14 protein-coding genes and 1 pseudogene are annotated in these 13223 nt (G+C 64.0%); 8 read left to right on the top strand and 7 right to left on the bottom strand.

Going from position 1 to position 13223, the window contains the following annotated elements; translation table 11 throughout:
* Nucleotides 1-62: 62 nt before the first annotated feature.
* Nucleotides 63-1067 (bottom strand): sigma-70 family RNA polymerase sigma factor, encoded by a 1005-nt coding sequence (locus WEF05_10610; protein MEX1102331.1) that lies wholly within the window; start codon nt 1065-1067, stop codon nt 63-65.
* Nucleotides 1068-1244: 177 nt separating this feature from the next.
* On the opposite strand from WEF05_10610, the gene WEF05_10605 reads away from it, so the two are divergent.
* Together WEF05_10605 and WEF05_10600 are read left to right on the top strand one after the other, a co-directional pair.
* Nucleotides 1245-2039 carry an SDR family oxidoreductase gene (locus tag WEF05_10605; GenBank protein MEX1102330.1) on the top strand — a complete coding sequence of 265 codons (795 nt, stop codon included), beginning with the start codon at nt 1245-1247 and terminating at the stop codon, nt 2037-2039.
* Nucleotides 2040-2342: 303 nt separating this feature from the next.
* The gene (locus tag WEF05_10600; protein ID MEX1102329.1) at nt 2343-2957 is read left to right on the top strand and encodes a dihydrofolate reductase family protein; all 615 of its coding nucleotides are present in this window, start codon (nt 2343-2345) and stop codon (nt 2955-2957) included.
* 28 nt (nt 2958-2985) lie between these two features.
* Here WEF05_10600 and WEF05_10595 read toward each other — a convergent pair.
* Nucleotides 2986-3219, bottom strand: a pseudogene (locus WEF05_10595) (IS3 family transposase).
* A gap of 247 nt (nt 3220-3466) precedes the next feature.
* Here WEF05_10595 and WEF05_10590 point away from each other — a divergent pair.
* Both WEF05_10590 and WEF05_10585 read left to right on the top strand, forming a co-directional pair.
* On the top strand, nt 3467-3973 hold the full coding sequence (locus tag WEF05_10590; protein MEX1102328.1) for an SRPBCC domain-containing protein: 507 nt from the start codon (nt 3467-3469) through the stop codon (nt 3971-3973).
* A 277-nt stretch (nt 3974-4250) separates the two neighbouring features.
* The gene (locus tag WEF05_10585) at nt 4251-4913 is read left to right on the top strand and encodes a hypothetical protein (GenBank protein ID MEX1102327.1); all 663 of its coding nucleotides are present in this window, start codon (nt 4251-4253) and stop codon (nt 4911-4913) included.
* On the opposite strand, the gene WEF05_10580 is transcribed toward WEF05_10585, so the two are convergent.
* Genes WEF05_10580 through WEF05_10570 form a run of 3 tightly spaced genes read right to left on the bottom strand, consistent with a single transcriptional unit; the run spans nt 4914 to nt 6754 of the window.
* Nucleotides 4914-5333 carry a hypothetical protein gene (locus tag WEF05_10580; GenBank protein MEX1102326.1) on the bottom strand — a complete coding sequence of 140 codons (420 nt, stop codon included), beginning with the start codon at nt 5331-5333 and terminating at the stop codon, nt 4914-4916. It abuts the gene before it with no gap.
* Between the two features lie 47 nt (nt 5334-5380).
* A complete protein-coding gene (locus WEF05_10575; protein ID MEX1102325.1) occupies nt 5381-6052 on the bottom strand; it encodes a hypothetical protein in 672 nt (223 codons plus the stop codon).
* A complete protein-coding gene (locus WEF05_10570; protein ID MEX1102324.1) occupies nt 6053-6754 on the bottom strand; it encodes a Panacea domain-containing protein in 702 nt (233 codons plus the stop codon).
* A 274-nt stretch (nt 6755-7028) separates the two neighbouring features.
* On the opposite strand from WEF05_10570, the gene WEF05_10565 reads away from it, so the two are divergent.
* On the top strand, nt 7029-8207 hold the full coding sequence (locus WEF05_10565) for a PQQ-binding-like beta-propeller repeat protein (GenBank protein MEX1102323.1): 1179 nt from the start codon (nt 7029-7031) through the stop codon (nt 8205-8207).
* Nucleotides 8208-8518: 311 nt separating this feature from the next.
* On the opposite strand, the gene WEF05_10560 is transcribed toward WEF05_10565, so the two are convergent.
* Nucleotides 8519-8731, bottom strand: coding sequence for a hypothetical protein (locus tag WEF05_10560; protein ID MEX1102322.1), 213 nt, complete (start codon nt 8729-8731; stop codon nt 8519-8521).
* 487 nt (nt 8732-9218) lie between these two features.
* Here WEF05_10560 and WEF05_10555 point away from each other — a divergent pair, with 487 nt between their 5' ends.
* On the top strand, nt 9219-9905 hold the full coding sequence (locus WEF05_10555) for a DUF6308 family protein (GenBank protein ID MEX1102321.1): 687 nt from the start codon (nt 9219-9221) through the stop codon (nt 9903-9905).
* A gap of 349 nt (nt 9906-10254) precedes the next feature.
* On the opposite strand, the gene WEF05_10550 is transcribed toward WEF05_10555, so the two are convergent.
* Complete coding sequence (locus WEF05_10550; protein MEX1102320.1) at nt 10255-10929, bottom strand: hypothetical protein; 675 nt, start codon at nt 10927-10929, stop codon at nt 10255-10257.
* Between the two features lie 1157 nt (nt 10930-12086).
* Here WEF05_10550 and WEF05_10545 point away from each other — a divergent pair.
* The gene (locus WEF05_10545) at nt 12087-12635 is read left to right on the top strand and encodes a DUF433 domain-containing protein (protein ID MEX1102319.1); all 549 of its coding nucleotides are present in this window, start codon (nt 12087-12089) and stop codon (nt 12633-12635) included.
* A 70-nt stretch (nt 12636-12705) separates the two neighbouring features.
* Nucleotides 12706-13131: a hypothetical protein gene (locus tag WEF05_10540; GenBank protein ID MEX1102318.1), complete on the top strand. Its 426-nt coding sequence runs from the start codon at nt 12706-12708 to the stop codon at nt 13129-13131.
* The last annotated feature ends 92 nt before the right edge of the window (nt 13132-13223 follow it).

Genomic DNA, 13223 nt, shown 5'->3' with positions numbered 1-13223 from the left:
TTTCACCCCTGGGATCATCCTGGGGCCGAACGCCCGAAACATCGCGGTCGTGCTGCTGACTATCAGCTGGAGAGCGATCGCGGCAGCCCGAACCATGGGAGCACGCTGTTGTCGAAGCGCGTGATGGAGCAGATCCGCTCGCCGGTGAGAGTGAGGACGAGGAGCCCGGTCCCGTGGCGGATGCCGGTAGGGGCGCGCAGGTAGGCCCCGAAAGCCGGTTGACCATTGGCTCGCGTCGGCACGAGGTCGAACCTCCGTCCCGAGTGGATGATGGCGGCGTAGAAGCGGGCCACGGCGTCGCGGCCCTGGTATTCGAGCGGGATCGGTGGCATGGAGATGAAGACATCGTCGGTCAGCAAGGCGACCACCGCGTCGAGATCGCCGGACTCGTACGCGCGGACGAACTCTTCTACTAGCGCCTGCTCGGAGGTTGAGTCGGGGGCGGGTGCCGGTTCGCGCCGTTCGGTCGGCGGCTGCCGGCGCAGCAGGTTGGCGCGGGCCCGTTTGAGCGCGCTGTTGACCGATTCGACGGTCGACTCGAGCATGTCTGCCACCTCGTTCGCGTGGAATCCGAGTACGTCGCGCAAGATGAGCACGGCGAGCTGGCGCGGTGGCAGGACCTGAAGAGCGCTCACGAAGGCCAGGGAGATGGACTCGGTCTGTTCGTAGCGGGCCTCCGGGCCGAGCGGCAGGTCGATCGCACTCTCGAGTAGAGCGTCGGGAAATGGCTCGAGCCACGCGACTTCGCCGAGCCGGGTCGGCTCGGGGGGTTCAACCTCAGGCACGTCCCACTCCTTGGCCGGGCGTCGGCTGGCCGAGCGAAGCGCGTTGAGGCACCGGTTGGTGGCGATCCGGTAGAGCCATGTGCGGATCGAGGCGCGTCCCTCGAACCCTTCGAGGCCTTGCCAGGCGGCCAGCAGCGTGTCCTGGAGGGCGTCCTCGGCGTCCTGGAAGGATCCGAGCATCCGGTAGCAGTGCACCTGCCGCTCTCGACGGTACGGCTCGGTCAGCTCTTGGAACGCCTTGCCGTCCCCGCCCCGTGCCCTGGTGATCAGGTCGGTTGTCACCTCTCCACCCTAGCGTCACGTCTCTCGCTCTCCTCGTCCACCTCTCGTATCGACACCGGCCGAGCCGCGGACTGGGCGGAAGGTGCGCGCCCATTCTCTCGACGTCGTGGTGTCTGCATGTTCGACGGCCCTGACGACGCGTTGGTGTGACCATCCGGGCACAGAGAGGAACCAGAGATGATGCTGAAGGACAAGGTTGCGGTGATCTACGGAGCCGGAGGCGCGGTCGGCAGTGCTGTTGCACGCGCCTTTGCGGCCGAGGGTGCCGATCTCTATCTCACCGGGCGCCACGTGGCACCCGTCGAAGGTGTCGCCCAGGAGGTGGTCTCCGCCGGCGGATCCGCCGGCGCGGCGGAGGTCGACGCTCTCGATGAGCAGGCTGTGGACAAGCACCTACGGTCCGTGATCGATAAGGCGGGCCGCGTCGATATCTCGTTCAACGCGGTCGGAAGTCCAGACGCGAACATCCTGGGTGTGCCTCTGGTCGAGCTGGATGTCGAGCGCTTCTCCCTGCCGATCACGACCTACACCAGGTCGTACTTCCTGACCGCGCGCCTGGCGGCCCGGCGGATGGTTCCGAACAGATCGGGCGTGATCATGACGGTCACAACACTCCACTCACGGACGGGCCTGCAATTGGCGGGAGGCTACGGTCCGGCGCAGGCCGCCAAGGAGGCACTCACTCGAGAGCTATCCGCCGAGCTCGCACCTCAGGGCATCCGCGTGGTCGGTCTGCGGCCACAGGCGATGCCGGAATCGGTCGGATCAAGGAGACGGTTCTTCGAGTCTCGCGCCGAGTCATCGGGGATGACCTGGGAACAGTTCCAAGAGCTGCTCGCAAGCAGGACCCACCCGCGACGGCTCATGACACTCGCGGAGATGGCTGACGTGGCGGTCTTCGTAGCCTCTGATAAGGCGAGCGGGCTCACTGGAACAATTGTGAACTTGACCATGGGGAGCCTGGACGACTAGCGGCTTTGCCGCTCACTTCTTGGCCCCCACGACAGCCGCGGGAGCGAACGCTTCGACGTCACCCGCTCGCCTCTTCCACTGACCGGACCCCGTGAACCGATCCGTCTCGTGTGAGAGTCGGTCATTGGTGGGTGCAGGCTCACGGTGTCCGCTCAGGAGTACGGTATCGCCGACGTGCGGGCCGTGTTCGGGGAGGGTGCGGAATGAATCGGCCGGACGGACTCTGCTGCAATGGATGAGATCGGCGCCGCGGCCCGAGTGGAATCGAACGAAGACAAGCTCAGCGAGAGGGGAGCTGCGACCATGAAACTGACGACCATCACCATGGTCACCGTCGACGGAGTGATGCAGGGACTCGGCGGGGCGGACGAGGATCGCAGCGGCGGATTCGAGCGCGGCGGATGGGTCACGCCGTACGCCGACAACGAGTCCATGGCGTTCCTGAACGAGGTCTATTCGCGGGCCGACGCGTTCCTGTTCGGCCGGCGCACCTACGAGATCTTCGCCGGCTCCTGGGGAACGTGGCCAGATCCGGGTGACCACCCGATCTGGAAGGCGTTGAACACGCGGCCCAAGTACGTGGCATCGACCACGCTCACCGAACCGCGCTGGGCGAACACGACCGTTCTCTCCGGTGATGTTGCGGCCGCCGTCGGCGAGCTGAAGGCCAAGCCGGGAGGCGAGCTGCAGGTGCATGGCAGCGGTGCCCTAATCCGGTCGCTGCTCGACAACCAGCTTGTCGACGAGCTCACCGTGCTCACCGTCCCGATGGTCGTCGGCCAGGGCACGCGGCTATTCCCCGACACCGGCCCGGACATAGCGCTTGACGTGGTCGACTCGCGAGCCACCCCGAAGGGGGTAGCGATCCAGGTCTACCGGCCCACCGGGCGCCCGCAGTATGCGACCGCCACCCCCTGAAGCACGTGACATAGGTGCCGCAGTCAGCGTTCGGTGCGTCTGCGGTCGGCGGGTTCGGTGTCGTTGAGGCGCCCAGGCGTTTGCGTCGGCGCCGTTGCGGCACGCGGAGGCCCTCTCCGCGCCACAGCTGGATCTTCTTGTGGTTGACGTTCCAACCCTCGGCGCGGGCGTCGTGGTAGGCAGGACGAAACCCACGCCGCGGATGATCCTTGGCCCACGCCCGCAGCCAGGCGCGTAGTCCGGCGTCCGGGTCAGCCGGCGTGATCGCGGCTGGAGGCCGCCGCTGGGTGGATCTGGGCGGAAGGTGAGCGCCCATTTTCTCGGCGTCGTGGTGTCTGCATGGAGGTGACCGATGCGCCGCGAACCCAGGGAGCCATCGGAAGCGCCAAGACCAACCTGGGGACCAGATCAACGACAGCCGTTCGTCGTACGGACAGTCGCAGTCGAGAGCAGGTCCGGCTCAGGCGGATGTACCAACAGGTCCAAGAACACGAAGGGGGAGCGTCATCATGGAGAGGACTGCGGAACAGGGAGTCTCGGTGGCCGGAGGCAACCGCGACGGTGCCGTGAAGAGCGCGGATTTCACCATCGCCTTCACGGTGGACCAAACCCCAGAGGAAGCCTTCAAGGCCATCAACGATGTCCGTGGGTGGTGGTCGGCGAACATCGAAGGCCCGACCTACGAGCTGAACAGCGAGTTCATCTTCCACAACGAACCCGTGCACTATTCCAGGATCGAGGTCACGGAGCTCGTTGCCGGCAAACGAGTCGCCTGGCGCATCCTGGAGAACTACATGAGTTTCGTGGAAGACAAGCGCGAGTGGATCGGCAACGAGATCGCCTTCGACATCGCCCGGAAGGGCGACAAGACCGAGGTGGTCTTCACGCAGATCGGCCTGGTCCCCGACTATGAGTGCTACGACGTCTGCTCCAGCGCGTGGAGCGGCTACATCAAGGGAAGCCTGCGGGCCCTGATCGTCACGGGGATGGGGGCACCCATCCCGGAGGCCTCGTAGTCGCAGGCGCAACTATCACCCGCAGAAGAGAGCCGTGGTGGGCCCCCGGGGATTCGAACCCCGAACCTGCGGATTAAGAGTTGGGCGCCACTCGTGACGGCTCGTGACGCCTCCTGACGTTCGATAGCGTTCGCGCAGCTCAGCCGCCCTGCCGCGATCATCGTCCTGACGGTGTGTGACCTTTCGTGACAGCTCCTGACGTTGGGGGCGTTGACACGGCGTTGACATGAGGCGACGGTCTCATCAGCTCCCGAAGGAGGTCAGCGCGGTGTCCGGGATGACGAACTACGCTCTCGATCGGTTCCTCGCTCCCGATGTGTCGAAGTTCACATCGGCTGAGATCCCAGACATGTCCGACCACGACACGCAATCGGGCCACTGGCTCGTCAACTACGTTCTCAGCTCAATTCTCAGAGGGAGCTTTCGGCCCCCGCAGAACGCGATCGTGTACAACTTCCTTCGACGGGCGGAGGGTGCGTTCAGCGAACACGCGAACGCCCGCGAACAGACCCTCCAGTTCTTGGACTCGGGCCGCCAGTCCGTGTCCCTGTACTCCACCGCCCTACGGCATTGGGAGTTCTTTCTCAGTCAGGCGTGGCAAGGCATCGAGCTCCTCAGGCGCTTTCCCGAGGAGAACTTCACCGCTCCCTACCCTGTCTTCCAGCAGCGTGATGGGTCGGTCGAACAGCGACTCAACGCTCTATACAATTCCATGAAGCACGTCGAGAGCCGAATTGTGGCTGGACAGATTCCCGAGGGAGCCACGACTCCTGTCTGGCTCGCGAACGAGGGGATCAGGACAACAGATGAGATCCTCACCTTCGAGGACACGGGCGTGATCCTCCGTGACCTTGCCGAGTACTCGGACCTCGTTGTCGATCCGAGAACCATGGGGGACAAGGCTCGAGCTAGGGAGGAGGACCAGAGCCCAAGCCGTTGATCAATTCGCAGCGAGTTTGTAGCTGTGAAGGATGTAGGTGGCGTTCTCGGCGAGCTCTCGACCGACCCGGAACCGGAGGATCCCTTCTCCAGAGGTGTGGAGAGTGAGGAGTTTCATCCTGCCTCCAGATGCGAGGCGGGAGAACCAGCCCAACTCCTTCAGGTCGAAGCTTGAGACTTCATCGTACGTCCACCGCGCTATCAGGTCCCCGTGGTTGGTAACGAATCGGATTTCCGACTGAGCGAAGCACAGGATGGCTGCCTTACCGAGAGAACCGATGTCGTCGCAGAGCGCGTTGCCGGCGTCGATGACATCCGGGGACGGTTCGAGAACGGGAGTCCCTGGGCTTCCATACACGTAGGGACGCTCAACTGGGTTCGGGAGCTCGGTGCCGACCGGGGGGAATTGCCTCGTACCCATGCGAGAACGATCGACGCGCTACCGGGTCGCCTTGAATAGCGTCGAGGTCATGTGGATGACCCGCTAGTCGGGTCGAGTTTCTCTAGTTCCTCCTCCCGGTACTCGGCGACCAGGGAGTCGGCCGGCAAACGCCCTGTCAGGTAGTGAAAGAGCCACTCCTCCAGCGCATCGAGCGCGTCGTCCGCTAGGCGTGCGGATCGGCGTCGCCGGAGATCCGAGCGTCGAATCGCCTGCATGTGGTCGAACCGGACCAGCCCCTCGTCAAAGAGAGGGTTCGTCGATTGTGGAAGGTAGAACATGTTGGGGTACTCGTAGGCTCGAACGCGTCTCCGGATCTCCTCAGAGAATTGCTCACCGCCGTAGACCGGAGCGCAGAGGAAGGTGTTCGCGGGCTTCACGACCCCCGGCCCCGCGAAGAGGTCGACTCCCTCCCCAGCGAGGACGATGACAGGTCGAGCCCACTTCGCCTGTCCGACAATTAGCGCTTCGCCGCTCGGAAGCTTGGGGCGGGTGATTGGAGGATGTCGGAAGATGTCTTCGGTGCGGCCTGTGATCTCGAGGTCGAGACGATTGTCATCCATCGGATCCACCTTGGTGATCTTGAGGCCGTGGCGCGCTGGGAGGTAGATCGGTTGGTCTTCGTAGATTTCCCCCCGCTCGATCGCATCCGGATGACCGGTCTTGGAGGGCTCGTAGAATGGCTCGATGAAGCCGTGCACTTACGCCTCGTCGAATCCTGAGTCCACAACGAGGCGGCCTCTGACGGGCGTGTCGTTGAGATCGCTCTCAGGCTGATCAACGGTGGCGTTCGCCCGCTCATGCTCCTCATCGCGTCTCGGAGCGCGGGAGAGCGTTGCCATCGGGAACGCCTCGTCAAACTGTCGGTGCCAGTCCGCGCGGCGGCCAGTCCAGCGCTCGTCAAGCTCCGGCGGTTGGAGGGGCTTGTACCAGGGAGGCCACTCCACCGATCGAACGCGATTGAGGTCTAGTGACTCACCTCGAACAGCACCGACCATAGGAGGGGTTTCGAAGTAGACGTACGACAGGAGATCGTTGAGGTCTTCCACTGCCCATTGCTGGCAGACAAGGTCGCAGTAGCGACGGATGCGATCCTCGAGGAGGGTGTCCGGAGGCCAGGACTGGACGCGGTACACAAACATGCGTTCCCCGAAGAAGTCACGAGATCCAGTCGTGTCGATCGTGTTCCCGATCTGCCGACCGATTACATCCTCGATCTCTGGCGCCCACGGCCCGTAGTGATAGAAGATCCAGCGTAACGACGTCACCTGCTCCCCCTGGTCCCGAACGTTCATCAAGTCGACCAGGTAGATCAGCTTGACCAGTCGCGTCTTGGCTGGAACCCCCTCTTCATGACTGACTCGCCAAGTCAGATACCAGAGGAGGTCATCCTCAATGGGCATAAACGAAGGGGGCAAGTCGTCGCATCACGGTCTCTCCGATTGTATTCGGCAACGACGCCTGCCCGCCTGAGTCGGCCCATCTCGGCATCCTGACCTGCGGGTTCGGGTGAGGCAGATCCCCAGGCTGTTAGGGAGGAGTGGACGGCCGGCCACAAAGGCGCGGCGGGGAGAAGCGACCCGCCGCTCGGGGACGAATCCCGGATCGAGTTCCTGCCGTCCCACGGAAGCCGCTCACGGTTGACCCACGCGGCACCCTCAGCCTAGCCTCGACTTCATGGGGAACGGGGTCGGAGTCGGCAAGAGGTGGGTTGTCGTCGCCGTGATCGCTGCGATCTCCCTGGGAGTCGCGCCGAGGCTCTGGGCGGGAGCACCGATCGCGTCTGACTGGCCACAACCCGGGTTCGATGCGGGTCAGACCCACGGGAACGCTAACGAACAGGAGCTTGGCGCTGCCGAGGCCGAAGCCTTGGAGCTCGTTGGGAGCCGCAGGTTCCGAGAGGAACTCTGGGGTCCTCCCGCAATCGTGGGCGGGAGCGCCTATCTGTACATGCTTCGTGACGGCCGAGGGGATCCGGATGAGGATCCCGTTCTCTTGCGGGTCGATCTGTCCACGGGGAGGGTCCTGTGGAGGACCGCGGGCGAGGGATGCCCCTACGTCAAGCCCCACGTGACGAGCTCGCATGTCCTCACCGGAGCTTCGTGCTCGCAGAGCGATCCCGGTGGGGTGCACGCGCGCCGGCTGACGGACGGTCGCCCGGTGTGGGGCTCTGGATACGCAAGCGGAGGGCTCGCGCTGCATCGCGATCGCCTGGTCTCCGCACACGGGCCCTACGGCGCATACGGGGAAGAGCCCTGGAAACTCGTGGCGCGAGATGCCTCGACCGGACAGGTCAAGTGGGATCGCACCCCGCTGGGTGACATGCCTTTCCGCTTCAGCGGTACCCAGCCCGGCGGAGTCCTTGCGGTCGGCTCGACCGTCTACACGATCGAAGGCGGACGCCTCGTCGCGCGGAAGCTCTCGGGTGGGAAGATTCGCTGGCGCTGGCGGCTTCCCTCGGCTCTTTCGCTGGACGCCGCAACTTTCTACGCGCTGTTCTTGAACGGATCGCAGGGAGTGGTTGCTCTCAACCCCATGGATCGTTCGATCCGATGGTCCTCTCCTGAGACTCGAGTGGCTGCCGTACTCGACGGGACGGTCTTCCTGCAGGCGGCGGACGGGTTCGTCGCACGGGATGTGGGCACCGGCGAGGAGCTGTGGCGGATAGGTAGCACGTTCACTGAGGCGATAGCAGCCAACGGCGTAGTGTACGGGCTCGATCCTGAGACAGACCGAGTCGTCGCGATCTCGGCGGAGACGGGCGCTGTTCTAGACGCTGTTCCGGGTGAGTCCATGGCCATCGCAGCAGGACGCCTGTTCGTCACTGAGGGACGCTGGCTTCGATCCTATTCGTGAGACGACTGCTTGCTGAGGTCACGGTCGATGAAGGTTCGCAAGGGGAGTGGATCCGGAAGCTCCGTGACCGGGGATGAAGGTCTGATTTCCTCGGACGAGGTAGACGTCGTACGGACCGTCCTCCGGAGCCCTGCTGCTCCCACCTGCACGCGGGCTCGTCCGATCGCCAAGTCGCCGCGAACGTAGGAGGTCGCGGAGAAGTGGAGCGCGGAGCCCTCGCCGAGACTGTCGTCGCCGGGACTTGAGCTGGGTCAGCCTCAGACTGCCCCTCGAGAGCCGCCTACGGGAGAGAAGAAGCAGTCGTCGTCTGCTCAGCCGGTGATGGTGGCTTTGGTCTTGCAGTTGCTTGAGCGACCGTAATTGGGATGGGCTTGGAAGACCGATACGCTGTTCAGGTTTGCCGGAGCTGTGAAGAACACGATCTTGCTGGCCCCCGCGTTTACCGTCACGTCCTTTGGCTCAGCGGCCATCTTCGTTCCATCTCCCATCAGCCACGAGAAAGTTACGTCGGCGTGCAGTTCCACGTCGCCGTTGTTGGTTACCTTGGTTGATCCTACGAAGCCTCGTTGACCGTAGTTGCCGGCCCAGTCACAGCTTGAGAGCTGATACCTGCCCTCCGGCTCGGTATCGGCGTCTGGCGAGGGAGATGACGGTTCCGTCAGTGTGGGGGGCACAGTGACGACCGCGTCAGATCCCGGCGACGATGCTGAAACAGTCTCAGGCGACTCGGGAGTCGGTTGGGTCAAGGCGCCAGCTGCGTACCCGATTCCCCCACCGACTAGAAGGGCCGCAACTGCGACCCAAGCCGGCGTGTGTGGCCCGCCCGTCCTCGGAGTTGGCGAAGGATATTGGGGGGCCGGCATAGGAGGCAAGTCGCTCATGCCATCACGCTATCTCGGCCGTTGCATTCGACGCAACGCGTCTCAAACCGGGGAGGAACCACCTACGCGCATCGAAGGAGCTCCCGGCCGCTGTCGCGAACGCTCGCCGAGTCGGACTATGGTCGCGAGGATGAATCCTGCGTGGGAGGTAGCGGAAGAGGCGGTCGTGAACGTCGCCGATCAGCTTGAGCACACCCTGGCAAGGACAGACGCTGAGAACCTCGTGCGTAAGTACTTCAACCCCTCGGGCGCGTTTTCCGGACCCTGGTTTGACTACCTTGATCGAACCGCTCACCCGGCCAACGAGATTGGCTGCCATGATCTCGTCGCTGTCACGATGCTCGGTGAAGTGATTCCTGGTCTGCTCGCACGGGATCTCCTTCACAACGATGCCCTAAGAGATCGGCTGCAGGCCCTGCTCGCCGCCACGCCTAACCTTGAGCTGTGGGTAGCAGGTGACAATGTGCTCGACACGGCCAATGCTGCCTGGGAGTTGATCCGCACCTGGGCGCACGAGCTAGGTGTCGGGATGGCCGATACGAGGACGAGCAAGCTGCTTGCCCGCAAGCGACCGAACCTTGTACCCGTGACAGACGATGTGGTGAAGAAGTGCGTGGTGTTGCCGCCGGGCACCAACTACTGGTCTGCATATCGTGCGGCGATGCAGCTGAGGCCACAACTAGTGACCAGGCTGAGTGAGTTACACCACCTCCTGCCGGCTCGCTTAGAGGGGTCGGTATCGCTCCTCCGGGTCCTCGATGCGCTTGTCTGGATGTCGGGCAGTAGGGGCTCGCCCGCGGAAGCTGCGCGCGCATGACGCTTGGTGGGTGAGCGAGCGCGAGACGGTCTCGGTTGCAATTGGAACTTTCACGAACTTGACGTAGGAAATGATTCTGGCAGCCAGCCTGAAGGACGGCGAACCTTCCTGGGGCTGGATTCCTCCTGGGAACACGTGCACGTACGAGGTCTCGGTCGGGCGGGATGTTCCTCCTGACGGTCGAGATTCCGCCGCCCGCCTCGAGGTTCGTGATCATCGTCCTGTTCGCGCTCTGGGGCGCCACACTCGCTGTCCTGAGATCACGCGGAGCCTCGCGGCGCTCGAAGACGTGGCGAAGATGGTTCACGAGCTTCGGCTCGCGCATTAGTCCGCGATGTCGTCAGACACCTCAGCGGCACGGGGAAGTCTGGGCGGCACCGCACCGCTCTCGGTCGACGAACGCCTGGAAGTGCTCGGGAGACACGAGCACCTGGATCACTGCTACCTCCGGCTTGGGCGGACATCCGTACGGCTGGCTCGGCTCGCACGCCGCCCAGGGAGCCTCCGCGAGGAGCTTCACCTCCTCGTCGGTGCGATGTTCGTACCACGTCGCGGTCACGTAGAGCACCGCGCAGTCTTGTGTGTAGGGATCACATCGCGGCATCCCCGGAAGCTCGTAGGAGGTTGCGATCAGGCTCGTCGCGAAGAACGAACCTACCTCGGGCGGCTCATCGATCCCGGAGGAGGCACAGGGAATCATCTGGCCGATGAACCATGTCCCCCCGTAGCGGAGCAGCTCGAAGGACGCCACGAGTTCGCCGCCCCGGACCACGTTGCCGGTTCCGTAATCGGATGGGGCAGTCGAGAGCCCCTCGATCCGATCGGTCTGTTCGATCCCGGGGATCGCCCGGTAGATGGCGTCGGGAATCGGGTTCTCCCTCGCCGAGAACGGGCGCGCCCAGCGGGAGCCCATGTCCGCGTCCCGAGCGAGCTCACAGTCGAGGTCGAGCATCGGGCGTGGCGGGCTCGCCACGAACAACGGGACGGCCGCATCCGTCGGTTGCTGGCGGTCCCCGCACTCCACCAGGCCCTTGTCCCACGCAACGCCACCTGAGCCTGGGCGATTCCGTCGTCCTGCTCCATGAGGGAGACGACGACGTCGGGTCCCACCTCGGGGAAGAACGAGACCCGGTCTCCGTCGCTTGCCCCGCTCACGGCCAGCACGAGCCCTTGCGGCTGGACTTCGACCCGCGAGGCCTCGACCGAGGTCTCGCCGCCTCCGCAGGACATGAGTAGGCGAGGGGCCGACGGATCGAAGCGGGACGCTGGATCCGTGGCGGCGTCACTCCACAGGAGGACCGCGACAAGCACAGCGACCGCGAACACCGCCAACGCGGCGGCACGCAGGATGGATCTTCGCTCGCGCTGGCCGGGGGTCTCGGAGACGTTCAACTCTCCCATCGTTCTTCCTCCGGCCGACGGTCACATAGTCACGGGAGCGAGAGCAAGGGCGGCGCGTCAGCGCGCACAGAATGGCCACATGTAGACCCCTCTCGTGGTGTTCGCCCCCGGCAATTTCATGGGAGCCAGTCGTGCGGAAGCTCAGTCTGGGCAACCGGTGCTCGCAGATGGCCTGCGCTTCGCCCTCACGCTGAGCCAGCGAACGTCGTGTCGTGGAAGCGCGTCTAGCGATCTCACAGGATTCGCGTCAACGTGCCAATACACTTCCTCGTGCTTCTTGTTGACCATGTAGACCGCTAGAGCTCTTACTACCGAATCCCCGGACGTGTCGTCGAGGAACGCAAGTACCGTTCCGACGCTGGCAGGTAGTGCGCTCGCACCTCTAGAACTGCACCAGCTTTCGAATGCGCTCCACGCATCTCGGTACTCCTTCGGAACTCGACCGAAGTCGAGGGGATCTGTCCGTCGCCATTCAGGTGGAGGGCGTCCTCCAAGTATCCCCAATCCTCGCCCTCCATCATCCCTCCCGCATGGCGCGGATCTATCCGATACCTACGCCGTCCTTGACGGGAACGTGGCCAGTTGTGGATCGAGGAACCGGCAACACCTGCCGCCCCCGCGGGGCTGCACCCTGTAGCATGCGGTCGGATGGTCATTGCTTCCTTGACAGCGGCTTATCCGGCGGACCGAGCTGCCTCGCTCGCTGGTGTGCCCCAGAGGACGGTCTACCACTGGGCTCATACCAAGCTCATCGTTCCATCCGTGTCTCATAGCCGCGTCATGCGTTGGTCCTTCGCGGACTTGCTCGTGCTTCGCCTCGTCGACTGGCTTCGCCACGAACAGGACGCTGAGTCGGTGCGGATTCCGAAGACATCCATAAGCAGGATCCGAGCGGAACTGTCTCGCGCCGAGCACCTCGGCGAGCACCTAATGAGTGACGGAGTCGAGGTGCTCGTGGAGCCAGGCGGGAAGCTCGTCTTCGTGGGCGATGACCGGATGTGGATCAACCTGGGGAAGGGGCTGACGCAGGAGAGAGTCAACAGCCGAGTCAACTTGGTCCGGCCGTTCGAGAGCGAAGACGGACAAGACCGTCCCGATCTCGTCGAGCCGCGGCCCACTCTGCGGATCGTCCCAGGAAAGCTCTCCGGGGAGCCGCACGTGAGGGGGACCCGGGTCCCAACGCAAGATCTGGCCTCCCTGAAGTCGCGCGGCCTTGAGGTCGGTGACGTATTGCAGCTCTATCCGTTCCTGAGTGAGCAGAACGTCGGCGATGCGGTCGATCTGGAGGATCAGCTCAGGGCGAATCTTGATGCGGCGACCGCGGCCTGAAGACGGGCCATTCGTCCTTGACCAGAACTTCCCAGAGCCACTTCTCCGCGAGACGCTTGCCCTAGGGCTCGTGGATCTGACCATCGTTCCTCTCCGCGAGTTCGCGGCGGATCTCACCGCCGACGTGGAGGACTGGCAAGTTATCCTCGGGCTGGCGCAACGCGGCGCAGCCGGATTGATCACGAACGATCCCTCGATGCTCGCCAACCCAAAGGTGGTCGCCGTAGTCGAGCAGACGAAGTTCTCAGTAGTCGCATGCGAGCGGACAGGACACGACCCCGTAGTGGCGACGGGCCTGCTACTTACACAGCTTCCCCACGTCGCGAAGCGGCACTACCCGGGCCGTCCGCAGATCTGGCGGCTCTCCTCTCGTGAACAACGTGAGAAGAAGATCGGAGCGATCAAGCAGGAGATCAAGAACAACAGCGGCAGGGACGTCGACGACTTCCGCTGCGACGAGGCAGAGCTACAAAGGCGTGTTGGCGATCCGCGTTGACCAGCGACGGCTCACCACGCGGTGATCGTCCTCGCAATCTGGAGACCCACCCGGATCCACTCGCGAGGTGAGCGTCCGCGCCCGTGCCGAAA

The organism is Actinomycetota bacterium (assembly GCA_040881665.1).
Lineage (GTDB): Bacteria > Actinomycetota > UBA4738 > UBA4738 > HRBIN12 > JBBDWR01.
This window is presented reverse-complemented; position numbering and strand designations above follow the sequence as displayed.

Coding starts and splice junctions, on each gene's coding strand:
- WEF05_10605 (MEX1102330.1), top strand. CDS start 1,245: ATGATGCTGAAGGACAAGGTTGCGGTGATCTACGGAGCCGGAGGCGCG.
- WEF05_10600 (MEX1102329.1), top strand. CDS start 2,343: ATGAAACTGACGACCATCACCATGGTCACCGTCGACGGAGTGATGCAG.
- WEF05_10590 (MEX1102328.1), top strand. CDS start 3,467: ATGGAGAGGACTGCGGAACAGGGAGTCTCGGTGGCCGGAGGCAACCGC.
- WEF05_10585 (MEX1102327.1), top strand. CDS start 4,251: ATGACGAACTACGCTCTCGATCGGTTCCTCGCTCCCGATGTGTCGAAG.
- WEF05_10580 (MEX1102326.1), bottom strand. CDS start 5,333: ATGGGTACGAGGCAATTCCCCCCGGTCGGCACCGAGCTCCCGAACCCA.
- WEF05_10570 (MEX1102324.1), bottom strand. CDS start 6,754: ATGCCCATTGAGGATGACCTCCTCTGGTATCTGACTTGGCGAGTCAGT.
- WEF05_10565 (MEX1102323.1), top strand. CDS start 7,029: ATGGGGAACGGGGTCGGAGTCGGCAAGAGGTGGGTTGTCGTCGCCGTG.
- WEF05_10555 (MEX1102321.1), top strand. CDS start 9,219: ATGAATCCTGCGTGGGAGGTAGCGGAAGAGGCGGTCGTGAACGTCGCC.
- WEF05_10545 (MEX1102319.1), top strand. CDS start 12,087: ATGCGTTGGTCCTTCGCGGACTTGCTCGTGCTTCGCCTCGTCGACTGG.